The sequence below is a fragment of the Microvirga terricola genome (assembly GCF_011777495.1).
Lineage (GTDB): Bacteria > Pseudomonadota > Alphaproteobacteria > Rhizobiales > Beijerinckiaceae > Microvirga > Microvirga terricola.
Genome location: NZ_JAATJS010000003.1, coordinates 347,383 through 371,170, shown reverse-complemented (window position 1 = coordinate 371,170; position 23,788 = coordinate 347,383). Strand labels below are relative to the sequence as shown.

24 protein-coding genes and 1 pseudogene are annotated in these 23,788 nt (G+C 63.5%); 6 read left to right on the top strand and 19 right to left on the bottom strand.

Annotated elements, in window-relative coordinates; genetic code table 11:
• Positions 1–30 precede the first annotated feature (30 nt).
• A complete protein-coding gene (locus tag HB375_RS10150) occupies positions 31–1,296 on the bottom strand; it encodes a LysM peptidoglycan-binding domain-containing protein (RefSeq protein WP_167672874.1) in 1,266 nt (421 codons plus the stop codon).
• A 130-nt stretch (positions 1,297–1,426) separates the two neighbouring features.
• On the opposite strand from HB375_RS10150, the gene HB375_RS10145 reads away from it, so the two are divergent.
• Entirely contained in the window at positions 1,427–2,026 is a 600-nt protein-coding gene (locus HB375_RS10145) for an LOG family protein (protein ID WP_167673254.1), read from the top strand.
• Positions 2,027–2,029: 3 nt separating this feature from the next.
• On the opposite strand, the gene HB375_RS10140 is transcribed toward HB375_RS10145, so the two are convergent.
• The 4 genes from HB375_RS10140 to cysS all read right to left on the bottom strand — a co-directional run bounded on the left by HB375_RS10140 (position 2,030) and on the right by cysS (position 6,153).
• A complete protein-coding gene (locus HB375_RS10140) occupies positions 2,030–2,476 on the bottom strand; it encodes a DMT family transporter (RefSeq protein ID WP_167672873.1) in 447 nt (148 codons plus the stop codon).
• Between the two features lie 17 nt (positions 2,477–2,493).
• Positions 2,494–4,089, bottom strand: coding sequence for a citramalate synthase (gene cimA / locus HB375_RS10135; protein ID WP_167672872.1), 1,596 nt, complete (start codon positions 4,087–4,089; stop codon positions 2,494–2,496).
• Positions 4,086–4,595: a GNAT family N-acetyltransferase gene (locus tag HB375_RS10130; RefSeq protein ID WP_167672871.1), complete on the bottom strand. Its 510-nt coding sequence runs from the start codon at positions 4,593–4,595 to the stop codon at positions 4,086–4,088. The genes cimA and HB375_RS10130 overlap by 4 nt, the downstream gene beginning before the upstream one ends.
• A gap of 91 nt (positions 4,596–4,686) precedes the next feature.
• Entirely contained in the window at positions 4,687–6,153 is a 1,467-nt protein-coding gene (gene cysS / locus HB375_RS10125) for a cysteine--tRNA ligase (protein ID WP_167672870.1), read from the bottom strand.
• Positions 6,154–6,448: 295 nt separating this feature from the next.
• Between cysS and HB375_RS10120 the strand changes: the two genes are divergently transcribed.
• Entirely contained in the window at positions 6,449–6,778 is a 330-nt protein-coding gene (locus HB375_RS10120) for a hypothetical protein (protein ID WP_167672869.1), read from the top strand.
• On the opposite strand, the gene HB375_RS10115 is transcribed toward HB375_RS10120, so the two are convergent.
• The 5 genes from HB375_RS10115 to HB375_RS10095 form a co-directional block, all read right to left on the bottom strand.
• Positions 6,775–7,212 (bottom strand): EVE domain-containing protein, encoded by a 438-nt coding sequence (locus HB375_RS10115; RefSeq protein WP_167672868.1) that lies wholly within the window; start codon positions 7,210–7,212, stop codon positions 6,775–6,777. The two genes, HB375_RS10120 and HB375_RS10115, sit on opposite strands and share 4 nt — an antisense overlap.
• A complete protein-coding gene (locus HB375_RS10110) occupies positions 7,209–7,571 on the bottom strand; it encodes a VOC family protein (protein WP_167672867.1) in 363 nt (120 codons plus the stop codon). The genes HB375_RS10115 and HB375_RS10110 overlap by 4 nt, the downstream gene beginning before the upstream one ends.
• Positions 7,572–7,636: 65 nt before the next feature.
• Positions 7,637–8,323: a helix-turn-helix transcriptional regulator gene (locus HB375_RS10105; RefSeq protein ID WP_167673253.1), complete on the bottom strand. Its 687-nt coding sequence runs from the start codon at positions 8,321–8,323 to the stop codon at positions 7,637–7,639.
• 48 nt (positions 8,324–8,371) lie between these two features.
• The gene (locus tag HB375_RS10100) at positions 8,372–8,878 is read right to left on the bottom strand and encodes a CreA family protein (RefSeq protein ID WP_167672866.1); all 507 of its coding nucleotides are present in this window, start codon (positions 8,876–8,878) and stop codon (positions 8,372–8,374) included.
• Positions 8,879–8,935: 57 nt separating this feature from the next.
• On the bottom strand, positions 8,936–9,319 hold the full coding sequence (locus HB375_RS10095) for a VOC family protein (RefSeq protein WP_167672865.1): 384 nt from the start codon (positions 9,317–9,319) through the stop codon (positions 8,936–8,938).
• 171 nt (positions 9,320–9,490) lie between these two features.
• Here HB375_RS10095 and HB375_RS10090 point away from each other — a divergent pair, with 171 nt between their 5' ends.
• Positions 9,491–10,606: a DUF2865 domain-containing protein gene (locus tag HB375_RS10090; RefSeq protein ID WP_167672864.1), complete on the top strand. Its 1,116-nt coding sequence runs from the start codon at positions 9,491–9,493 to the stop codon at positions 10,604–10,606.
• 26 nt (positions 10,607–10,632) lie between these two features.
• Here the strand turns inward: HB375_RS10090 and HB375_RS10085 are convergent, their stop codons facing one another.
• From HB375_RS10085 to HB375_RS10060, 6 genes are all read right to left on the bottom strand, one after another.
• Entirely contained in the window at positions 10,633–11,319 is a 687-nt protein-coding gene (locus HB375_RS10085; RefSeq protein ID WP_167672863.1) for a glutathione S-transferase family protein, read from the bottom strand.
• Positions 11,320–11,334: 15 nt separating this feature from the next.
• Complete coding sequence (gltX, locus tag HB375_RS10080) at positions 11,335–12,675, bottom strand: glutamate--tRNA ligase (protein WP_167672862.1); 1,341 nt, start codon at positions 12,673–12,675, stop codon at positions 11,335–11,337.
• 47 nt (positions 12,676–12,722) lie between these two features.
• On the bottom strand, positions 12,723–14,456 hold the full coding sequence (locus HB375_RS10075) for an NAD+ synthase (RefSeq protein WP_167672861.1): 1,734 nt from the start codon (positions 14,454–14,456) through the stop codon (positions 12,723–12,725).
• Positions 14,457–14,595: 139 nt separating this feature from the next.
• Positions 14,596–16,095, bottom strand: a complete 1,500-nt coding sequence (locus tag HB375_RS10070) for a tripartite tricarboxylate transporter permease (protein ID WP_167672860.1) — start codon at positions 16,093–16,095, stop codon at positions 14,596–14,598.
• A gap of 7 nt (positions 16,096–16,102) precedes the next feature.
• A complete protein-coding gene (locus tag HB375_RS10065) occupies positions 16,103–16,576 on the bottom strand; it encodes a tripartite tricarboxylate transporter TctB family protein (protein WP_167672859.1) in 474 nt (157 codons plus the stop codon).
• 67 nt (positions 16,577–16,643) lie between these two features.
• Positions 16,644–17,606, bottom strand: coding sequence for a Bug family tripartite tricarboxylate transporter substrate binding protein (locus tag HB375_RS10060; RefSeq protein WP_167672858.1), 963 nt, complete (start codon positions 17,604–17,606; stop codon positions 16,644–16,646).
• Positions 17,607–17,746: 140 nt separating this feature from the next.
• Between HB375_RS10060 and HB375_RS10055 the strand changes: the two genes are divergently transcribed.
• The 3 genes from HB375_RS10055 to HB375_RS10045 all read left to right on the top strand — a co-directional run bounded on the left by HB375_RS10055 (position 17,747) and on the right by HB375_RS10045 (position 21,902).
• Positions 17,747–19,006, top strand: coding sequence for an O-antigen ligase family protein (locus tag HB375_RS10055; RefSeq protein WP_167672857.1), 1,260 nt, complete (start codon positions 17,747–17,749; stop codon positions 19,004–19,006).
• A complete protein-coding gene (gene gor, locus HB375_RS10050; RefSeq protein WP_167672856.1) occupies positions 19,003–20,385 on the top strand; it encodes a glutathione-disulfide reductase in 1,383 nt (460 codons plus the stop codon). Before HB375_RS10055 ends, gor begins: the two co-directional genes overlap by 4 nt.
• 131 nt (positions 20,386–20,516) lie before the next feature.
• Positions 20,517–21,902, top strand: a complete 1,386-nt coding sequence (locus HB375_RS10045) for a class II 3-deoxy-7-phosphoheptulonate synthase (protein WP_167672855.1) — start codon at positions 20,517–20,519, stop codon at positions 21,900–21,902.
• Positions 21,903–21,980: 78 nt separating this feature from the next.
• On the opposite strand, the gene HB375_RS10040 is transcribed toward HB375_RS10045, so the two are convergent.
• From HB375_RS10040 to HB375_RS10030, 3 genes and pseudogenes are all read right to left on the bottom strand, one after another.
• On the bottom strand, positions 21,981–22,481 hold the full coding sequence (locus tag HB375_RS10040) for a DUF2059 domain-containing protein (RefSeq protein WP_167672854.1): 501 nt from the start codon (positions 22,479–22,481) through the stop codon (positions 21,981–21,983).
• A gap of 32 nt (positions 22,482–22,513) precedes the next feature.
• Positions 22,514–23,206: a ribose-5-phosphate isomerase RpiA gene (gene rpiA, locus HB375_RS10035; RefSeq protein ID WP_167672853.1), complete on the bottom strand. Its 693-nt coding sequence runs from the start codon at positions 23,204–23,206 to the stop codon at positions 22,514–22,516.
• Positions 23,207–23,311: 105 nt separating this feature from the next.
• Positions 23,312–23,763, bottom strand: a pseudogene (locus HB375_RS10030) (hypothetical protein).
• Positions 23,764–23,788 lie beyond the last annotated feature (25 nt).

Sequence of the window (23,788 nt, the reverse complement as noted above, 5' to 3'; positions counted from 1 at the left end):
GGGAATTCACCCCGCCGCCGGCTCGAATGGTCAGTTTGTCCTCTGCACCTGCGCGTTGGGGAGAACAAAAACCTGTCCGGGATAGATCAGGTTCGGGTTGCGGATCTGGTCCTGGTTGGCCCCGTAGATCACCGTGTAGCGATAACCCTCGCCATAGGTCCGCTGGCTGATGCGCCAGAGATTGTCGCCGCGCGACACGATGGCCGTGTTGATATTGGGAATGACCACCGTTCCGGGCTGCGCTGCCGGAGCGGCCTGGCCGCCGCTTTGCGGCGCGGCGTTCGAGGGCGCGGGCTGCGCAGCCGCCTGAGCCGGAGCGGTCTGCCCCTCGGCGCCGGCGACCTGGGCAGGCACGTTGAAGGCGACCTCGGCACGGGACTTCACTTGGCCCGACACGGGATCGACGTCATCCAGCCGGACCCGGTAATCGCCGGGCCGGACGCCACTGGCGATGGAGAAAGAGACCTTTCCATCTCCCCCTGCCCCGCCCGGCGCGATGAAGGTGTCGTTGAGATAGAGGCGGACCGTGGCCCCCGGCGCGGATTGGCCGGAGACAAAAAGCCGCCCTGCCGCCGATTCGACGCTGACGATCTTGATCTCGGGCCGGGGCGTGGCGGCCTGCGGGTTTGTGCCGGGCGCGGCATTGGCCTGCTGCTGCGGGGTGGCAGGCGCGGGCGTTTCCGCCGTCTCGACCTTTGCCTCCGGCGGCTCGGGGTTGGAGAGCAACACCGTCGGCTTGTCCGGGGCGGTCAAAGCCACCAGCGGCCGGGTCTTGGCCGGGCTGATGACCACCGTCACGCTCTCGCGGGAGCGTTGGCGACTGCCGTCCGGGGCGATGGATTGCAGGATGATCTGATGGGTGCCCGGCGGCAGGGGCGGCGGCACGAGGGCGAAGAGGCCCGAGGCGTCCGCGGCTGCGCGGGCATGAACCTGATCGCCGCGCAGCAATTCGATGGTGGCTCCCGGTGCCGCACGACCCGCAATAACGCTCTCGCCATCCGGCTCCACACGCACCACATCAAAGGAAGGAACGATGGGAGCCGGTGCGGCGGCTTTGGCCGCTTCCGCCGGTGGAGAAGACTTCGATTCGGCTGGTGCCGCTTGCGGTACAGGGGCCTGGGAGGATGGAACTTGAGAAGCCTGCGGAGGAACACCGGAACCCGGCGTCTCGTTTTTCGCGACCGGCGTGTTCTTACCCGTTTCCCAATAAAGGACGCCCAGCAGAACCGCGACGACCGAAACCGCCGCTGCACCGAGAATCGCTATCGTCCCACGGACCTGTTTCTCGTTTGCCATAATGCTTTTTCTCAACCGCGGCACTTTCCGGCATTTAAGCCGTTTATCGTTGAAAAGGCTACGGCCATAAGGAAGAATAACAATGTTTTACGACTCAGCGCGGGAAGCTGCCCGCTTCCCCGAAAAGCCCATGTCACCCATCAAATCCATTTGCGTCTATTGCGGCTCGGGATTCGGCGACGAGCCCGTTTTCGCTGAAAATGCGGCGGCATTGGGCCGAACGATGGCCGAAGAAGGAATTAGCCTCGTCTATGGCGGCGGAAATGTCGGCCTCATGGGCACCGTGGCGAAGGCCGTTCTCGACCATGGCGGCTATGTCACGGGAATCATTCCGGACTTTTTGAAATCCCGCGAAAAGCTTCTTGATGCAGTGCAGGAAACCATCGTGGTTCCCGACATGCACACCCGCAAGCGGCTGATGTTCGAAAAAGCGGACGCCTTCGTCGCCCTGCCCGGCGGCATCGGCACATTGGAAGAATTGGTGGAGCAGATGACCTGGGCGCAGCTCGGGCGGCACACCAAGCCGATTCTGATGCTCAACACCAACGGCTTCTGGAAACCACTTCTAAGCCTCTTCGCCCATATGCGCGAGCAGGGCTTCATCCGCCCCGGCCTTGAACTGAACTACCTCGTGGCCGAGCAGGTCGAAGACGTGATCCCGATGCTCGAAGCCTCGGTGCGGCGTACCCGGCTCGTCGAGAACGTCGATCTGATCGAAACGAAATTCTGAATCTCAGAACCGGGACAGAACAAGCCCGCTCAGGATGAGCCCCGCCGCGAGAAGCCGCTGCCAGGTGATCTCCTGAACGGGTAATCCGAAAGCGCCAACGGCATCCAAAAGCAGCGCCGCCGCAAGCTGACCGAAGACCAGCGCGGCGACGGTGCTGACCACGCCGAGCTGCGGCACACCCCAGATGACGATGGCCACGTAGAACGCGCCAAGCAAACCTCCGAGCCAAGACCACCACGGAGCGGAGGCAATCGCGCCACCTGTCGGCCATCCGCCTCTGAAAAAGCTGATGATGGCGAGAACCGAGAATCCGACTGCGAACGAGACACAAGCCGCCAGCACCGGGTCTCCCAAGCCCCGCGCCAACGCGGCATTGATCGGCGCCTGAGAGGAGAGAAAGACACCGCCCACGACAACGCCGAGCAGCGGGAGCAGAACTGATAGGGTCATAGGTAGCTCCGGTGGGCTTAAAGCGTCGCTCCACCCTTCAGGAGCTTATAGACCATGGAATCGGTCAGTGCCTGGAAGGAAGCGTCAATGATGTTGGCCGAAACGCCGATGGTGGTCCAGCGCTCGCCCGTGGCATCGGTGAATTCTATCAGAACGCGCGTCACGGCATCCGAGCCGCCCTGATAAATGCGCACTTTATAGTCCACCAACTCCAGGTCCTGGATCAAGTTCTGATACTTGCCGAGATCCTTGCGCAGAGCCACGTCGAGCGCGTTCACCGGACCGTTTCCTTCGGCGGCTGAGATCAACATCTCGTCGCCCACGCGCACTTTCACGATGGCCTCCGAGGCCGTGACCAGTTCGCCGACCGCGTTATAGCGGCGTTCCACATTCACGGAGAAGCGCTCGACGTCGAAGAACGCGGGCACTTCGCCGAGCATGCGCTTGACCAGCACGAAGAAGGACGCATCCGCCCCTTCGAAGGCAAAGCCCTCCGCTTCCTTGCGCTTCACTTCCTCGAGCACGCGCGTCACGCGCGGATCGCCTTTTTCAAGCGAGAAGCCGAGGCGCTTCAATTCGGCAAGCACGTTCGACTGGCCGCCCTGGTCGGACACCAGAACTTTGCGCACATTGCCGACGACCTCCGGCTCCACATGCTCGTAGGTGCGCGGGTCTTTGAGGACCGCGGAAGCGTGAATGCCCGCTTTCGTCGCAAAGGCGCTTGCGCCCACGAAAGGTGCGTGGCGGTTGGGCTGGCGGTTGAGGATTTCATCCACCTGCCGCGACACGTGGGTCAACTCACCCAACGTCTCGTCAGACACGCCGAGGTCGAAGCGAGCCGCATAGCCGTCCTTCAACTTCAACGCACCGATGAGCGTCACGAGGTTGGCATTGCCGCAGCGCTCGCCGAGGCCGTTGAGTGTGCCCTGAATGTGCCGCGCACCGGCCTCCACCGCCGCAAGCGAGTTCGCAACAGCGCAACCGCAATCATCATGGGTGTGAACGCCGAGATTGGCGCCCGGCACGGCCTTTGTCACGGCGCTGACGATGGCCGAAACCTCGTGAGGCAGCGTGCCGCCATTGGTGTCGCAAAGAACCACCCAGCGCGCACCTGCATCGTAAGCCGTCTTCGCGCAGGCTAACGCGTAGTCTGGATTGGCCTTGTAGCCGTCGAAGAAATGCTCGCAATCGACGATAACTTCACGGCCCTTTTCGCGTGCGGCGGTGACGCTGTCGCGGATGCCGGCAAGGTTTTCTTCCAGCGTTGTCTCAAGCGCCACGTGGACGTGATAGTCCCATGATTTGGTGACGAAGCAAATCGCATCGGCCTCGGCTTCCAGCAGCGCGGCGACGCCGGGATCGTTCGAGACCGAGCGGCCTGGGCGCTTGGTCATGCCGAAGGCGGTGAATTTTGCGTTCTTTGTCCGCTTCTCGGAAAAGAACGTGGTGTCGAGCGGGTTGGCGCCCGGATAGCCGCCTTCCACATAATCGACGCCGAGACGGTCGAGCAGGCTTGCAATGGCGCGCTTATCTTCGAGCGAAAAATCGACACCCGTGGTCTGCGCACCGTCACGCAGGGTCGTGTCGAAGAGATAGATGCGTTCGCGGGTCATGACGACAACTTCCTGTCCTCTTGCGGAGCGAGGCGCTTTTCCATGGTGGTATTGGCAAGCCATTCGTCGCCGAGAGAAATGGTGTTTCGGCGCTGGGGCGCGAAACCGCGCTGTTCGAAGAAAGGCCGCGCAGTATCGCTCGCATCGACCGTGAGGCGGGTTGCTCCGCGAGCGCGGGCCAGCTTCTCAACCGCGTCGTACAGCATGGCCCCTACGCCCTGTCCCGACACGGCTGGATGAACGTAGAGAAAATCCACGTGCTCGTTGTCCTTGAGAGAAATGAAACCGACCGGCGTTCCTTCCATCGTGGCGAGCAAGGTAACTCCCCCGGCGAGGCGCTTAACGAAGCTCTCATCATCGGCAATCGCGGCCCAGGCCTCCCGCTGCGCCTCGCTGTAATCCTCTTCCGCAAGCTCCATGACGCTGGCGTGATAAATGCTCACGAGCATCTCAGCATCGTCGGGCAGGAAGGGTCGCAGAGCTGGCTTCGGCATAGAATGACCCATCAGAGCGTCCTTTCCTTGGTGTAACGGCAACGCAGACCAGAGGCGTCATCCCCGCAACAAGCCCGGCCATAGCGGTGAAGAACCGAAAAGGTCATCGCGCGACCTCCCAGGTGGTGGTGCCGTCCTTGTTGTCCTTCACGACGACGCTCAAGGCGGCGAGTTCATCGCGGATACGGTCGGACTCGGCCCAGTTCTTCGAAGCGCGCGCTTCCTTGCGGGCGACGATGAGCGCCTCGACGACGCTCGCGTCGACGCTGAGAGAGGCCTTTTTGCGCGCCTCCCAGGCAACGGAGCCTTCAAGAAGGAACCCGAGCGCACGCAGGTTCGCGCCCAGTTCCTCATGCGCGCCGTGGTGATCGAGGGCGTGCAACTCCGCGAGCATCTTCGGCGTATTGAGATCGTCCGCCAAAGCCTCGACCACCGGGCCCGAGAGCGTGACAGACGAGCCATCGCCCGCAAGGCCGTACCAGCGGTCGAGCGTCTTCTGGCTTTCCTCCAGCCCCTTCACCGTCCAGTCGATGGGCTGGCGATAATGGGTGCGCAGCATGTTGAAGCGCAAAACCTCGCCCGGCCAATCCTTCAAGAGATCGTGGATCGTGAAGAAGTTGCCGAGAGACTTCGACATCTTCTCGCTTTCCACCTGAAGGAAGCCGTTGTGCATCCACACATTCGCCATGCGCGGCACGCCGAAGGCGCAGCAGGATTGCGCAATCTCGTTCTCGTGATGCGGGAAGACGAGATCGATGCCGCCGCCATGAATGTCGAAGGTTTCACGCTCAGCCGGATCGTTGCATGAAAGCCGCGTCTCGAAAGCCTGCACCAGATGCTTCCACGCCATGGCCGAGCATTCGATGTGCCAACCGGGACGGCCCGGCTTTGCGATGCCGGCGGGCGAAGGCCAAGCCGGGTCCTTGGGGCCTGACGGCTTCCAGAGCACGAAATCCATCGGATCGCGCTTGTAGGGCGCGACATCGACACGCGCGCCGGACAGAAGCTCGTCGAGCGAGCGCTTCGAGAATGCGCCGTATTGCGGCACGTTCGACAACTTGCTCATGCCCGACACGCTGAATAGCACATGGTCCTCGGCGACATAGGCCGCGCCGCGCGCGATCAGGCGCTCGATGATCATCTTCATCTCATCGATATGCTCGGTCGCGCGAGGCTCAACGAAACGCGGCGGCTTGCCGGGTTCGTTCACGTGCTCCGGCATCAGCACGCCGAGCGCGCGGATGTCGTCGTGGAACTGTTTCTCGGTCTTCTGCGTGACGATGCGAATCGCATCGTTGTGCGGCAGGTCGGGATAGTCCCGCGCGGCGCGCGCGTTGATCTTGTCTTCCACATCCGTGATGTTGCGCACATACGTGACCGCTTCCGCACCGTAAACATGTCTCAGCAGTCGGAAGAGAAGGTCGAAGACGATGATCGGGCGCGCATTGCCGATATGGGCATAGTCGTACACGGTCGGGCCGCAGACATAGAGGCGCACATTCCTGTCGTCGATGGGGACGAACGTGTCCTTCGACCGGGTCAGCGTGCTGTAGAGTTTCAGTGCAGTCATGAAACCATAATCCCTTCAGGCCGCAGGCCGGAGTATGGTTTCGATCCGTGGAATGAGGACGAGACGGCTCCAGCCAGCGTTGTGCGCTAGCCGCAAATAATCCCGGAAATGAGGATCGTTGCCGTGTTCATGGTTCCATCAATGCCCTCTCCGCCTTGCGGCGTCAAGGTTCTCCACAAAGTCCCATGAATTTTTTGAGAGAACGCCCAAGCTCGGTTGTCTGCCGTCACGTTAGCGGTTTATTCACGCCCCTTCGTCACATTAGTGCACGAGTTCAATTGCAGTGAGGTCTTCCATGCGCCGCGCATATGCCATGCTCGGGTTGGGTGCGGTCGTGCTTGTTGCCGCCGGGTCCCTGACCCTGATGCCGGAGGGTGGCAAGGCTTCCGCAACCGAGGCAACCTTCCTGGTGCCGGCCGCTGACGGCTACGGCGTCGCAGAATGCCTCGTCTCCGGCCATACCTGTGGCAAGGCGGTGGCGGATACCTGGTGCGAAGCGCAGGGCTATTCCCGCGCCGTCTCCTTCCGGCAGGCAGACCCTGAGGACGTGACGGGGTCGGTTGAAGTGCAAAAGGTGGCAACCGCCCCCGCGCCGAGGCCGGTTGCCATTACCTGCTCGAATTAAGCCTCTCTCCTATCGGCGGGCCCCTTCAGCGCATCGGCGATGACGTCCATGTCACGCTCGCTGACCGCGAATAATCCGAAGCGGAACTTGTAGCCCCAGTTGCGCATGCCCGCCGTGAAATCGAGGCGCTCGAGCAAGGGCACGATCGGCGCATCGACAGAATCGAACCACCGGACATTGCGCCGCGAAGGGATGAACCCTCCGCCCATGTCGAAGGCGTAGGGCTCGCCCTCCGCAACCACGCCGACCGCCGTGAATGCCCGATAGGGGATCTTGTCGCCCAGAACCGCCGTCGGGGAGTAGTAGGCGACATGGTCGCCGGGCTTTATCCGGCGTAAGGGGCCGGCCTTGCCATGGCAGACCTGCATGAAGCCTCCTTCCCGCCCGCGCCGAACATGCTCGGCTGAGGCGACCGCAATCCACCCGCCGCTCACGGCATCACCGGGTCATATACTCGTAGCCGATGACCATCTGGGTCGAGCCCGACGAAGGTGCGGCCGAAATCCATCTCCGTTGGGGGCTGAATCACGGCCAGGCCGCGTCCTGCCCAGTCCAGATAAACGGCATCGACGTCGGCAACCGGAAAGGCGAGCTCAGTGCCCCCGCCTGCGCCCGTTGCGGCCGGCTCGACTGTGTGGCGCGCCCATAGGCCGAGTTTGAATCCTGACGGCAAAGCGAACATGGCGAAAGTCGGCGAAGCCTCGACCGGCGATTGACCGAGGAGGTCGGCATAAAAAGCTGCGCTGGCTTCGGGTCTGTCGACGTAGAGAATGACGAGGCTGGGATCGGGCATGGTGCTCTCCGGTTTCGGTGCCTCGATCCGTAACGCGCTCCATTGTCAGTTTCTGGCAGCAGCAATCAGATCAAGTCGCCGAGCCCTTCCACGAGACGCCATTCAGCAAGCAGGATTCGTTGGCGTTTCGGCATCCTCTCTCCTGTCGACGCTGCCGAGGCGATCCGGTCCAGGCGAAAATGACGGAAATCGCTGCGCGTCTCACACCACGCCGCCAGCATTTCCACTGCATCGAAAAAGCCGATTGCAACGGGCCAGACGACCCGCTCGGTGGCCACGCCAAGCTTATCGACATAGCTCAGCCGGAGTTTCTCCTCGGCGCGGATCGCCCGGCGGAGCGCCGCAAGACGAGATGCGTCACTCGTGCTGCCCGGGCCAGCCAGGAGGCCGCTCGTGGCTGCCGCATCTTCAAGACCAGGCGGCAAAACGGCGGTGATCTTTGCCAGCGCATCCTCGGCGGCGACAGCCAGCGCCTTGTCGCCCCTCTGGGAAACAAACCGCAGGCCCAGGATGATCGCGTCCATCTCATTCTCGCCCAGCATCAGCGGCGGCAGGAAGAAGCCGGGCTTCAAGACATAGCCAAGCCCTGCCTCCCCCTCGATCGGCATGCCCTGGGCCATCAGCGTAGCGATATCCCGATAGACGGTACGCAAGGAAATGCCGAGTTCTTCCGCAATCTCGCTTGCCGTAATCGGTCGGCGGCGACGGCGGAGGACCTGGATCAGATCAAGAAGGCGCGCTGAACGGGACAGAAGGCTCTCCATGACCGGGTCATGAGAGACCCGTTTTGTGGTCGCGTCTTAACGGGTCAGCCACTCGCCGCATTTCTGTGGCGCTTCTGTGCCCCAAGGCATCAGCGGCACGGTCGAGGTCGAGTTCTTGGGCGAGCCTTCGATGGGCCGGTCGGAATAGACCATATAGACCAGCGTGTTACGCTTGGCGTCGCAGCCGCGGACGATCTGCATCTTCTTAAAGATCAGGGATCGGCGCTCGCTGAACACCACGTCGCCCTGCTCGAACTTGCCCTTGAAGCGGACCGGTCCGACCTGACGGCAGGAAAGCGAAATATCGGACACCTCCTCGGCCACGCCGAAGGTTCCGGACAGGCCGCCCTTCTCCGGCGTCGTATAGTGACAGGCGACGCCCTCCACGAGCGGATCGTCAACGCCATAGACGGCCAGCTTGTCATTGGGGGTCAGCGCCCGCCAGACGGTCGATTTCTTGAAAATCAGGTCCGGCTCCTGGGCCAGGGCGCCGGTAGCGGCCCCGGCGACAAGCGCCAGAGCCAAGGCGATTCGAGCGAGCATTCCGCAATCTCCCACAGTCACGCGCTATGTGGGGAAGCTTCCCGCCTCTTGCGAGGGTTACTCGGCGTGCTGACTGCACACGCAAATCTTGTTGCCGTCGAGGTCGCGGAAGTAAGCGCCGTAATAATCCTTGTGGTAATGCGGCCGCAGACCCGGCCCGCCTTCGTCCTTCCCACCCCTGGCCATCGCGGCGGCATAACAGGCGTCGACCGCCGACCTCTTCGAGGCCGCAAAGGCGATCATGGTGCCGTTGCCGACCGATTGGCTTTTCCCGTCAAAGGGTTGCGTGACCCAGAACTGGGAGGGGCCGCCCGGCAGGCCATAGCTGATGGCGCTGTCGAAAACGAGCTTCGCCTCGATGCCGAGCGGCGCGAGAACGACGTCGTAGAACGCCTTGGCGCGGTTCACGTCATTTGCCCCGACGGTCGTATGAGAGTACATGCTTTCCCCTAAATTCCTCTGGCTGTGGCTTTTGCCGCCCTGCTTGAACGCTACTTGGCTTCCATCGGCGCGTGCAAGGCGCTAATCACATTAGGGTCAATTTCACGACGTCAAATGACCATCGACCTGGGCTATTGGCGGCATGAAAATCCGGTTTTCGCGACAAGATTTATGAAAAAGATCTCTTTCTTCCGCCTTCTGATTGCCGCCACGGCTTTTCTCGCCGCGGGCGATGCCGCTTTTGCTCAATCGGCGGAATGCCTGCGCTTCCGTGCCGAATTGGCGAATCTGGAACGGAGCGGCGGAAGCGCCCAGTCGAGCGCCATGGCGGCCCAGCGCGATGAGTTGAACCGGCTTCTCGCCTATTACCGCTCCATCGGCTGCGAGCGCGGCCCGCTCGGCTTCCTGACCGGCCCGGCACCTGCCGAATGCGGCCCGATGCAGCAACAGATTCGGCAGCTGGAGGCCGGATATAACCGGATGGCCCAGCAGGCCGCCGAGAGCGGCGATATCGAATTCCGCCGCCGTCAGCTTCAGGCCGCCGTGCAGCAGACCTGCAGCACCGACCAGCCCCGCGGCTTCTTCGAATCCCTCTTCGGCACGCCGCGTCCCCAACAGCCGGACATCATGCCGGAAGGCCAGCCGATCATCTCCGAGGACCAGCCCCTCGGCGGTCGCCGTCTTGTCTGTGTGAAAACCTGCGACGGTTCGTATTTCCCGTTGAGCGTCGCGCCCGGCGGCCGGGAGAGCGCGGACGAAATGTGCCAGTCGCTCTGCCCCGGCACCGAAACCCTCGCGTTTGCCACCGGCGGCGGCGATGACTCGCTTAACCGGGCGATCTCGGTGTCCGGAAGCCGGCCCTACACCTCGCTCGCCAACGCCTTCAAGTTCCGCAAGAACTTCGATGAAAGCTGTGCCTGCAAGAAGGGGGACGAGAGCTGGGCTGTCGTCCTGCGCAGGGCTGAGGGCATGCTGGAACAGCGCAAGGGCGACGTGATCGTGACCGCCGAGAAGTCGGAAGAGCTTTCGCGTCCGAAGGTCGTTCAGGCCCGCAAGGCCGCCGAGAAGAAGGCGACCGAGGAAACACAGGCCGCCGCCGAAATCGCCGCTGCCGCGCCAACCGCGAGCAAGGAATCCTCCGGCATCGGCCCGCAATCCATCGAAAACACCCGCATCGTGAACCAGAGCGAAGGTCCGAAGCGCGAAAACGTTGCGGCGGACGGCACCAAGCGGACTGTGCGCATTATCGCGCCCAACCTGATCCCGGTGCCGAACGCAACGCCTTAACGGGTTCGTCGGTGACGCGCGATGGCTCAGGCCGTCGCGCGCCGGTCTTCCAGCCAGGTCCCGGTCCGCTTCACGTCATCTTCATGGGCGGGCTCGCGCCATGTCTCGGCCAGTGCCGCTTCGTACCAGCTTTTCATCGCCGGCAGAGCAAGCAGCCGCTTCACATAGGCATCGGCGGTCTCGCCGAACGTGAGACCATAGGTCTGGGCGCGGAACGCCACCGGCGCGAAGAACGCATCCACCGCCGTAAAAGCCTTGCCTGCCAGGAAAGGTCCGCCGAAGCGGTTCAGGCCGTCGCTCCACAATTCACCAATCCGGGCGATGTCATGCTTCAACGCCGGCGTCCACTCGTCGATGCGGACGCGGATGCCGCAACACATCGGGCAGCTTCCACGCAGCGTGGTGAATCCTGAATGCATCTCCGCGGCAGCGGAGCGAGCCCAGGTGCGGGCGCTCGCGTCGGAGGGCCAGACACCCGGATGCCGCTCGGCCAAATATTCAGCGATGGCGAGGGAATCCCACACCACCGTGTCGCCATCCTTCAAGCAGGGAACCTTGCCGTTCGGCGCAAAATCGCGGAACCGGTCCCAGTTCGAGGCACCACCGAAGAGGACCATTTGCTCCTCGAAGGGAATCGCGAGTTCCGTCATCAGCACCCACGGCCGCAAAGACCAGGATGAATAGTTCTTGTTGGCGATGAAGAGCTGATACATGGCGTGTCCCCTTTGTTAAGCAGCCTGCCCCACAAGTCGCGCTTTGGCGCGCTCAGGTCCGATCAAGGGCAGGAGCGCTGCCAGTTCAGGCCCATGATCGAGACCTGTCAACGCTAAACGCAGCGGCATGAAAAGCGCCTTGCCTTTCACGCCGGTCGCGGCCTTTACGGCCTCCGTCCAGGTCTTCCAGGTCGTGGAATCCCAGGGCGCGTCGGGAAGAACTTTCGTGGCGGCATCGAGAAAGGCCTTGTCCTCGATGACAGGCGTCACCGGCCCGCGCACCACGTGCCACCATTGAACCGCATCGGCCAATCGGGTCAGGTTGCCCCGCACCGCCAGCCAAAACGCCTCGCCCCCATCCGCATCAAGCGCCGCGAGACGGCTGCGCGCGGCCTCGTAGGGCATTTCGTGGATCAGACGCGCATTGAGCTGATCGAGCTCATGCTCGTCGAATTTCGCCGGCGCGCGGGAGATGTGGTTGAAATCGATGAGGCTTGCGAGTTCATCGATGTCCGCAACGGGCCGCACGGCCTCCGCCGTTCCGACCAGAACCGCAAGCGATGCAACAGACATCGGCTCCAGCCCCGCTTCGCGCAGGCTTGTGAGCGACAGATGCCCGAGACGCTTGGACAGCCCCTCCCCGCTCGCGGTCGTCAGCAGGTTGATGTGTGCAAACTGCGGGAGATGCGCGCCCAAAGCCTCGAAGATCTGAATCTGCACCGCCGTGTTGGTCACGTGGTCTTCGCCGCGGATCACGTGGCTGATCTTCAGGTCGATGTCGTCGACGATCGAGGGCAGCGTGTAGAGATAGGTCCCGTCCTCGCGCACCAGCACGGGGTCCGACAGCGAGCCGCAATCCACATGGCATTCGCCGCGCACAAGGTCGTGCCATGTGACGACGCGGTGATCGAGACGGAAGCGCCAATGCGGGCGACGCCCTTCCGCTTCGAGCTTTTCCCGTTCTTCCTTCGTGAGCTTGAGCGCGGCGCGGTCATAGATCGGCGGCAGGCCACGCGCGAGCTGGCGCTTGCGGCGAAACTCGAGCTCTTCGGCTGTCTCGTAGCAGGGATAGAGCCGGCCGACATCGCGGAGCCGCTCGGCGGCTTCGTCATAGAACTCCACGCGCTCCGACTGGCGCACCACCACATCCGGCGCGATGCCGAGCCACGCGAGATCAACTTCGATGGAATCGGCATATTCACGCTTGGAGCGTTCAAGGTCCGTGTCGTCGAAACGCAGGACAAACACGCCCTTCTCGCGCCGCGCGAAGAGCGCATTCATGAGCGCCTGGCGCGCATTGCCGATGTGGATGCGCCCGGTCGGAGACGGGGCGAAGCGGACGATAGGCTTGGACATAGAGATCCTATAATAACTGGAATTGGATGGCGCGAGCGACGATGGCGCTAGACATCCAGCGAACTCATTTTCGGCTTGCCGACGGCCCGTTCCGCAACCCCAGCGGGACGGACAGGCACCTCGCCCTGATCCCGAAAGCGATTGACGATCGGATAGCGGCGATCACGGCCAAAGTTTTTGCGAGTGACCTTCACGCCCGGTGCCGATTGTCGGCGCTTGTATTCGGCGAGATAGAGCAGCCGCTCGACTTTCTTGACGGTTTCGAGATCGTAGCCCCGCGCGACGATTTCGGAGACGCGCAGTTCTTCCTCCACAAGCCCGTGCAGGATCGCGTCGAGGGCGTCGTAAGGCGGCAGTGAGTCCTGGTCCGTCTGGTTCTCGCGCAGCTCGGCGCTTGGTGCCTTGGACAGGATGTTTTCGGGGATCACGATGCCGTCCGGCCCCAATGCACCCTCCGGCTTCCGGCGATTGCGCAGAGCCGACAGGCGATAGACCTCCATCTTGTAGAGATCCTTGATCGGGTTGAAGCCGCCATTCATGTCGCCATAGAGCGTGGCATAGCCGACCGACATTTCGGATTTGTTGCCCGTCGTCACCACCATCGCGCCGAACTTGTTTGAGATCGACATGAGGATCGTGCCGCGCGCGCGGCTTTGCATGTTCTCTTCCGTGATGTCGCGCGGCCTGCCCGCGAAGAGCGGCTGCAGCAATTCCTCGAAACCATCCACGGCGGGCGCAATCGGCAGCGTGTCGTAACGAACGCCCAGCGCCTTCGCGCAGTCTTCGGCGTCTTTCAGCGACTCACTCGACGTGTAGCGATAGGGCAGCATCACGCAGTGGACGCGCTCAGGCCCAAGCGCATCGACCGCCATCGCTGCGCAGATTGCGGAATCGATGCCGCCGGAGAGGCCAAGCACCACGCCCGGAAAGCGGTTCTTCTCCACGTAGTCGCGAAGCCCGAGGACGCAGGCGGCATAATCCGCCTCTTCGCCCTCTTCCACCGTCACCATCGGAGCGTCGATGCAGGTCCAACCCTCTGCGCCCTTCTCCCAGACCGTCAGCGCGACCGTCTCGTGATAGGCGGGCAATTGGCAGGCGAGCGAGCAGTCGGCATTGAGCACAAACGACGCGCCGTCGAAAATCAATTCATCCTGGCCGCCGACTTCGTTGAGGTAGACGAGCGGCAATCCACTTTCCGTGATGCGTGCAGCGGCAATGTTGAACCGTTCCTCGGTCTTGCCCCGCCAATAGGGCGAGCCGTTCGGAACGAGCAGGATCTCGGCACCGGTCTCGGCCAGGCACTCGACGACATCCGGCGTCCAGATATCTTCGCAAATGGGCAGCCCGAGCCGGACACCGCGGAAGTTAACCGGCCCCGGCATGGGGCCGTGTTCGAAATTCCGCTTCTCGTCGAAGACGCCGTAATTCGGCAGATCGACTTTGAAGCGCAGCGTAATCGCCCCGTCATCGAGAAGCGCGTAGGTGTTGTAGAGCGCAGCCCCTTCTTTCCAGGGCAGGCCGATGAGCATAGCAGGCCCGCTATCCACCGTCTCGGCGGCGAGCCGCTCGCAGGCCGCGCGGCAGGCATCCTGAAAGGCAGGCTTGAGCACGAGGTCCTCGGCCGGATAACCGGCCAGGAAAAGCTCCGTGAACATCACGATGTCCGCGCCGAGCCGGGCCGCCTCAGCGCGGGCGGCGCGCGCCTTCTGCTCGTTGCCGGCCACATCGCCGACGATGGGGTTGAGCTGCGCGAGAGCAATCTTGAGTCTGTTCTGAGCCATAGCCCTGTCGATTTAGCGCGTTGCGACAATGGCAGCAATGCGGGGAAAATGCGCTCCTGCCATTCGGGCCGGTGAAACGACGCCCGAAACGAAAAGCGGCGCTCGAAGCGCCGCTTTTTTTGAGATCGGGACCTTTCTCTTAGTCCTCCTGAGCCTTGAACCGGTTCATGCCCTTGAGCGCGAACGGCAGGATCAAGGCGATGGCCGCGATGGCGAGCAGGGTCGCCGAGATCGGGCTTTGGAGCAGCACCATCGGATCGCCGAGGCTGATCGAGAGAGCGCGGCGCAGCTGCGCTTCGGCGATGGGGCCAAGGATGAGGCCGACCACGACTGGCGCGATGGGATAATCGAACCGCCGCATCAGGAATCCGAGGACGCCGAAAGCCCCAAGCATGGTCAGCTCGACAACCGAAGGCTTCGCCGCGATGGTGCCCATGGTCGCGAAGACCAGGATGCCGGCGTAGAGCCAGGGCTGCGGAATGGCCAAAAGCTTCACCCACAGGCCGACCAGCGGCAAGTTGAGGACGAGCAGCATCGTGTTCGCGATGAACAGGCTGGCGATCAGGCCCCAAACCAGCTCAGGTCGTTCGGCGAATAGCAGGGGGCCGGGGTTGAGGCCGTATTGCTGGAAGCCGGCCAGCATCATCGCGGCAGTCGCCGAAGTCGGAAGGCCAAGCGCCAGGAGCGGCACCAAGGTGCCGGCGGCGGACGCGTTGTTGGCTGCCTCCGGGCCTGCCACGCCTTCGATGGCGCCGTGGCCGAACTCTTCCGGGTACTTCGTCAGGCGCTTTTCGGTGGAGTAGGATAGGAAGGTCGGGATTTCCGCGCCGCCCGCCGGCAAGGCTCCGATGGGGAAGCCGAAGAGGGTGCCGCGCAGCCACGGCATCCAGGAACGCTTCCAGTCCTGCTTGGTCATCCACAGCGAACCGCGCACCGGCTCGAGCACCTCTTCCTCGATGTGGCGCCGGGAGGCAACGTAGAGCGCTTCGCCGACCGCAAAGAGGCCGACCGCAAGGGTCGTGACCTCGACGCCGTCGAGAAGTTCCGGCACACCGAAGGTGAGACGGGCCTGCCCGGTCAGTCTGTCGATACCGACGAGACCCAGCGCGAGGCCGATGAAAAGACTCGTCAAGCCGCGCACCGGGGAATCGCCGAACGTCGCCGAGACCGTGACGAAGGCGACGCACATGAGCGCGAAGTAATCCTCCGGCCCGAACTTCACGGCCAATTCGACGAGGGTCGGCGCGAGGAAGGCGAGGCCCAGCGTCGCGATGGTGCCGGCGACGAAGGAGCCGATGGCCGAGGTCGCAAGCGCCGGCCCGCCGCGCCCTGCCTTGGCCATCTTGTTGCCTTCAAGCGCGGTCGCCATCGAGGCGCTTTCGCCGGGCGTGTTGATGAGGATCGCGGTCGTCGATCCGCCATACATGCCGCCGTAGTAGATGCCCGCGAACATGATGATCGATCCGCCCGGATCGAGTTTGAAGGTGATCGGCAGGAGGAGCGCCACGGTCAGCGCCGGGCCGATGCCCGGCAGAACGCCGACCGCCGTGCCGAGCAGCACGCCGACGAGGGCGAACAGCAGGTTCATCGGTTGGATGGCGACGGTCACGCCATGGGCGAGTGCAAAAAAAGCGTCCATGGAAGCCTCAGATCAGGCGCTCGAGCGGACCCATCGGCAGCGTCAGGGTCAACAGCTTCGAGAAGAGAAGGAAAATCACGATACCGGCCACGAAGCCGATGAGGAGATCGACGAGAAAAGCACGCCGTCCGAAGGCCGCGGACGTGGCCGCGAACAGAATGGCCGTCGCGGGGATGAAGCCGATCTCGAACTTGATGCAGGCGATCAGCGCGGCGAGGCCGCCGAGGATGAAGAGGATCGGCTTCCAATCGAGCCTTTCGCGCGCGGGCAATCCACCTTTAAGCGCGGTCACGGCGTTGCCGACCGCCAAAACCACAAGCCCCACTGAGACCACGACCGGCATCGCCTTCGGCCCAAGGCCATAGACGGAAGAGAGCTGGAGGCTGGTCAAGTCTTGCCAGATCAGACCTGCGAGGATGAGGAGAAAAAGGGCGATGACGAGGCCTGCCTTGTCGACGCGGCCAGGTGTTCGTGTGCTCATGGCAATCCCTAAAAGGAAGCGCCGCAAAGGCGGCGCTTCCGACAATAGTCTTTCAGGCGGTAGTTCGTTACTTCACAAGCCCGACGGAGGTCAGAACCTCCTTCGTGCGATTGGTGTCCTCGGCCAGGAACTTGGCGAAGGCGTCGCCCGACAGATAGGCGTCATCCCAGCCCTTCTGTTTCAGGATTTCGGCCCACTCCTTCGACTTCGCGAGCTTGTCGATGGTCTCGGAAAGAGCCTTCTTCTGGTCCGCGGAGATGCCGGGAGCGGCAACGACAGCGCGCCAGTTGGCGATCTCGAGATTGACGCCCTGTTCCTTCAGCGAAGGCATGTCCGGCGTGCCCTTCGGCGTGGTCAGGCCGATGAGGCGCAGCTTGCCTGCCTTGATCTGGCTTTCGAACTCACCGTAGCCGGAGATGCCCGCCGTGACCTTGCCGCCAAGAATAGCCGCAAGCGATTCACCGCCGCCCGAGAACGGGATGTAGTTGATCTTGGTCGGATCGGCGCCAACGGCCTTCGCGAAGAGGGCCACGGCGATGTGGTCGACACCACCCGCCGAGCCGCCGGCCCAGGTGACCTTCGCCGGGTCGGCCTTCACGGCCGCTGCGAGATCCTTGGCGTTCTTGATCGGCGAATCCGCCGGGACCACGATGGCCTCATACTCGCCGGTGAGGCGCGCGATGGGGGTGGTCTGGTCGAGGGTGACGGGGGACTTGTTGGTCAAAAGCGCGCCGACCATCACGTAGCCCATAACCATGAGCTGGCTGCCGTCGCCCTTCGCGCCGTTGACGAACTGGGCAATGCCGATGGAGCCGCCAGCGCCCGGAACGTTGGTGACCTGGACGCTCTTTGCGAGGCCGGCCGTGGTCAGTGCCTGCTGCATGGAACGAGCGGTCTGGTCCCAGCCGCCGCCCGGAGCCGCCGGAGCCATGATCTTGAGTTCGGACTGGGCCATAGCGGTCGTGGCGAATCCCGCCACAGCGGCAGCCGCCAGCGCGCCGCGCCAGAAACCCTTGCGATATTGGCTCATTAACAATTCCTCCAATGAGATCTTTGACGCCTTTTCCGCTACGTAAGCGCGCGCCCTGCGCCTGAACGGTAAAGGTCGAAATGCCCCGCTGCAAGCGCTGGGTTCTTTATCGATGTTCAACCTTCGCGTAAGACCTTTTCATGAGCACGCTCGACATGGCCTCATCCGGCCGTCCCCTTCCCGCCCCTCAGCTCCGGCTCGCCGCCACATTATGGCGCATTGCCGTGGGGGCCCTTGCCGTGATGCCGGTCGGCATGGCCGTCGCCCATCGTTCAAGCCCGGTCTTTCTGGTGTTGAGTGCCCTGTGTTCGCTGGCTGCGCTCGCCGTCGAGGGGAACCTGCCGTCGTTCCTCCGGCAAGCCTTGGCCGCCCTACGCTCGCCCTTGGGGATCGCGGTTCTTGTTTTCGCCGGATGGTCCGCTCTTTCGGTCGTATGGAGCGAATTTCGCGGCGTCTCGGTGGCGGCGCTCGGCGAGTTCTGGCTCGCAGTCGCCTGCGCTTTCGTCGTCGGTCGGGCCCTGCCCCGCTACCTAACCCGACAGGCTTTCTTTCTCCTAGCGGGCGCCATCGTCCTGGCCTGCTTGATGATGGTGATCGAGCTGCGAACGGGCCTAGCCTTGCGTCACATGCTCGGGCGGCGCTGGAACAGCTACATCTTCAACCGCTCGTTCCTAACGATTCTGGTGCTGATGCCCGCGCTCGCGATCTGGTTTGCCCTGAACCTGCGCCGGGGCTGGATTTTCGCGCTCGGCCTAATCGCTGTGATCGTCGCCGCAATGTCCAACGGCGAAAGCGGCGCATCAGTAGTCGGCCTCATCGTGGCGTGCTCGGTCTTCGCCCTGGCCTGGTTTGCACCGCGGGCCGTCTCAGGTCTGGCCGCGGCGGCCTTCGTCGCGGTCACGGTGGCGGCCCCCTTCATCGGCCCGATCAGCGACCGCGCAATCCCCACCTTCATTCATGAAAAACTGGCGCGGGATCATTCCCGTGAACGGGTCGATATCTGGATCAGCTTCGGTGCGGCAATCCGCGAGCAGCCGTTCCTTGGAGCCGGTTTCGGCGTGAGCCCGCGCATGCGGGATACGGCGGTCGCCCAGAAAGTGTCCGAGGCCGACAGAACCCTTCTGGCAGTCGGGCACCCCCACAACGTCCCGATTCAGATCTGGACCGAGCTTGGTGTCGTCGGGGCGGTACTCGCGCTTACTATCGCCCTTCTCGTGGTCAGCGCCATTCGGCGCCAGCCGCATCTAATCATGAGCGCATCCCTGGCCCTGATGGGCTCCGCAGCCGCCGTAGGCCTCATCGGCCATGGCGCCTGGCAAGGCTGGTGGGCGGCCTCCCTTGGGGCCGCCATCGCCTGGATGCTCGCCGCCAAAAAGACTTATCTGGAGACAACAGCATGAGCGATTTCGACGTTGATCTTTTCGTCATCGGCGGCGGCTCCGGCGGCGTGCGCGCCGCCCGCATCGCCGCAACCTATGGCGCGAAGGTCATGATTGCGGAGGAATACCGGGTCGGAGGCACCTGCGTCATTCGCGGCTGCGTGCCCAAGAAGCTGATGGTCTATGCCAGCCGCTTCTCGGACGATTTCCATGATGCGGCGGGCTTCGGCTGGACCGTGGGTCCGTCGAGCTTCAACTGGCCGACCCTGATCCGCAACAAGGATCTGGAGATCGACCGGCTGGAGAGCATCTACCGGAGCAATCTGGAAAAGGCGGGCGTCGAGATCGTCGATAGCCGCGCGGTGATCGAGGATGCCCATACGGTTCGCATTCTCAAGACCGGGGCGCGCGTTCGGGCGCGCTATATCCTGGTCGCTGTCGGCGCTTACCCGACGCTTGAGCCGGCCATTCCCGGTGGGGAACTCGCCATCACCTCGAACGAGGTCTTTCATCTCGAGGCCCAGCCGAAGCGCATCCTAGTGATCGGTGGGGGCTATATCGCCGTGGAATTCGCCGGCGTTTTCGCCGGACTCGGCAGCGAGGTCACCCTGCTCCACCGCGGCCCCAAGCTGCTGCGCGGTTTCGACGAGGACGTGCGCGACGCCCTGGCCGACGCCTATGCCAAGCGCGGCATCAAGCTGGCGCTCAGCATGACGGTCACTCGCCTCGACAAGACGCCGGACGGCATTGCCGCCACTTTGTCGGACGGCAGCATCGTCACGGTCGATCAGGTGCTCGTGGCCACCGGGCGGAGGCCCAACACGGCAAAGCTCGGGCTGGAAAATGTCGGGATCACCCTCGACGCCGTGGGAGCGATCCCCGTCGATGCCTATTCTCAGACCGTGATCCCGTCGATCTACGCCGTCGGCGATGTCACCAACCGCGCCAACCTGACGCCCGTCGCCATTCGCGAGGGACACGCCTTCGCGGACACGGTTTTCGGCGATAAGCCCACCTCGGTCGATCACGATCTGATCCCGACGGCGGTGTTCTCGACCCCCGAAATCGGCGTCGTGGGCCACAGCGAGGCGGCGGCGGAGGAACGCTATGGGGAGATCGACGTCTACAAGGCCGTCTTCCGCCCCATGCGCGCCACCCTGTCCGGAGCGCCGGATCGCGTCCTGATGAAGATGATCGTCGACAAAGCCACCGATAAGGTGGTCGGCGTCCATATCGTCGGACACGATGCCGGTGAAATGATCCAACTGGCCGGCATTGCCGTTACCATGGGCGCGACGAAGGCCGATTTCGACCGCACCATCGCCGTTCACCCAACGGCGGCGGAGGAATTGGTCACGATGCGCACCCCGGTGCCGGCCAAGAAGCCGGTGGCGGCTTAAAAGTGGCGGCCGAGATGACTAGGTGTCATTTCGCACCGCACTCGCCTTTTTGAATATGTCGTGTATAGGTGCCCTTTCGTGCCGCTTGTTGCGGTGAACGACGAGGAAATTGAGAGACAAGAGAGTGTGTCATGACTGAGCGGTGGACGCCCAACAGCTGGAGGAACAAGCCTATCCAGCAGGTTCCGGCCTTTCCGGACCTTGAGGCGCTTGAGAGCGTCGAGCAGCAGCTCGCCGGCTTTCCCCCGCTGGTTTTTGCGGGCGAAGCCCGCAAGCTGAAGCGCACCCTCGGCAAGGTCGCCAAGGGCGAGGCCTTCCTGCTCCAGGGCGGCGACTGCGCCGAAAGCTTCGCCGAGCATTCAGCCGACAACATCCGCGACTTCTTCCGCCTGTTCCTGCAGATGGCGGTGGTTCTGACTTTCGCGGGCGGCTCGCCCGTGGTGAAGATCGGCCGTTCCGCCGGTCAGTTCGCCAAGCCGCGCTCATCGAACACGGAGACGGTCGACGGCGTCGAGCTGCCGAGCTACCGCGGCGACATCATCAACGACATAGCCTTCACGCCGGAAGCGCGCATCCCCGATCCGCGCCGCCAGCTCATGGCCTATCGCCAATCGGCGGCGACGCTCAACCTGATCCGCGCCTTCGCGACTGGCGGCTACGCCAACCTTGAGAACGCGCATCGCTGGATGCTCGGCTTCGTGAAGGATTCCCCGCAATCCTCGCGCTACCGCGAACTGGCCGAGCGCATCACCGAGAGCCTCGACTTCATGCGGGCCATCGGCATCGATCCCGAGACGCATCCCGAGATGCGCACGACGGATTTCTACACCAGCCACGAGGCACTGCTGCTCGGCTACGAGGAGGCACTGACCCGCGTCGATTCCACGACCGGCGACTGGTATGCCACCTCCGGCCACATGCTCTGGATCGGCGACCGCACCCGCCAGGGTGATCACGCCCATATCGAGTACATGCGCGGTATCAAGAACCCGATCGGCCTGAAGTGCGGCCCGTCGCTGACGCCGGATGGGCTCCTCAAGCTCATCGACCTGCTCAACCCCGAGGACGAGGCAGGCCGCCTCACCCTGATCTGCCGCTTCGGCGCCGACAAGGTGGGCGACCATCTGCCGGGCCTCATCCGGGCCGTGCAGCGCGAGGGCCGCACCGTCGTGTGGTCCTGCGATCCGATGCACGGCAACACGGTCAAGGCGGCGTCCGGTTACAAGACCCGGCCGTTCGAGATGGTCATGGGCGAGGTTCGCGACTTCTTCGCCGTGCACCAGGCCGAGGGCACCCATGCGGGCGGCATCCATCTCGAGATGACCGGCAAGAACGTGACGGAATGCACCGGCGGCGCACGCGCCCTCACCGATGCCGATCTGAGCGACCGCTACCACACCTATTGCGACCCGCGTCTCAACGCGGAGCAGGCGCTTGAGATCGCGTTCCTGACCTCCGAGATGATCAAGCGCGAGCGCCAGTCCCGCGAGCGCCCGACCGCCTTGGCGGCGGAATAACGATCGCGAAAAGCTTCGAAAAGTAAAAGGCCCGGCAGCGATGCCGGGCCTTTTGCATGTCCGAGGCGGTTTGCGCTCTTAGTTCAGCTGGTGACCGCGCTTGCCCATCTCCGCGCGGGCACGGATCATCACGTATTCGGCGACGTTCTGGGTCCAAGTCGCGAGTTCGCGGACGATCTCGTCGAGGATGACGGGCTGGGTCTGGACGTATTTCACACCCGCCGGGGACTTGTAGAAGGCCGCGATCTCCTTCAGCTCGGCTTCGGTCAGGCGGCTGGCGAAGGCCTTGGAGGCGGCCTCGACCATCTTTTCCTTCTGCTGCTCGATCTCAGGGCGCAGCATGGCGACAACCTGATCCAGGTCCTGCTTCACTTCCGGACGCGTGACGTTCATCTGCTGCAGCTGGCCGAGCAGCGGCTCGGTCATGGCGTCGAACGAACGGGTCATGCCCGACCCGATGGCGACTTCGCGCGCGAGGGCAAGATGACTCGGGGTCGGCTGGGCCTGCGCGAAGACAGGGCTGGCCAGCATGAACAGGGCGACGGTGGTCGCAGCCAGGCGGGAAGCGGAACGGATCATTGAATAGGCTCCAATCTTTGGAAGACTTATGGTCAGACCTGACCGAGTTCGACAAGCCCCTCCCCGGTCGCGAGGATCGCACCGGTGGCAAGGCCAAGAAAAAGTCCGTGCTCGACGACGCCGGGCACGGCGTTCAGCGCCGCGGCCAGAGCGTCGGGTTTTTCGATGCGGCCCAGATGCGCATCGAGAATGAGGTTTCCGCTGTCGGTGACGAACGGGTTGCCGTCCTTGGCGCGCAGGCGCAGGTCGGGGTTCAGCCCCGAGCCCTTCAAAACCTTCGCGATGGCAATTTCCGTCGCCTTGAGGCCGAAGGGCACCACCTCGATCGGCAGCGGGAAACGCCCGAGGGTTTCCACATGCTTCGAGCCGTCGGCGATGACGATCATGCGGTGGCTGGCGGCAGCCACGATTTTTTCGCGCAGATGCGCGCCGCCGCCGCCCTTGATGAGCCTCAGCTGACCGTCCAGCTCGTCGGCCCCGTCCACCGTCAGATCGAGTTCGGGCGTCTCGTCGAGGGTCGTCAGGGGAATGCCTTCGCGCTCAGCCTGCTGGCGGGTCGCCTCGGAGGTCGGCACACCGATCACCTTGAGACCGCCGCGCACGCGCTCGCCTATGGCCGCAACGAAATGCGCCGCCGTCGAGCCGGTGCCGAGGCCAAGCCTCATCCCGTCGGAGACCAGGGCGGCCGCCCGTTCGGCTGCGGCGCGCTTGAGAGTGTCGCTCACTGATGACCCCTAACCATTCACCGCCTCCTGAAGAAGGCGGACGAGGACGCCTCTACCACGCAAGAGGCGCAGGAAGAAAGAAGGTTTCACAGCCTGACATGAGTCTTAAGGCCGCTGCGGCGAAGCTCCTGTGCCGGAACGCACGCTCGGAGTCGAGGCCGGAGGGCTCGCGGGCGCGGCAGGCGACGGGCTGGCCTGGGGTGTGCAGACGACCTTTCGTCGAAGACGTAGCAGATGCTCATCTCCCCGGTGCGGTAATTGACGCGAAAGACGCCCCCTTCCCGCTCGTGGCGGGAGGCGACGAGGCCGAATTCTCCCGGGGCCTGCGGCCCAGCGCCCTCGCCGGGCGAGAAGCAGAGCGTGACGCCGATGGTGCCCTCCTGCAGGCCGTACTGGCAGGAGCTAACCTCCCCCGTGACCCGGTCGATGCGGTAGATCCGGTTGAGGTCTGTTTGCGGCGCGGGGACGAAATCATAGGTCGCGGCAAGCGATGGAACCGTCAGACCGCCCATGAAAAGGGCCACTGAGAGAAACGTTGCAGGACCAACGAGCCGCATCGAAAACTCCATTCGGTAAGAACGA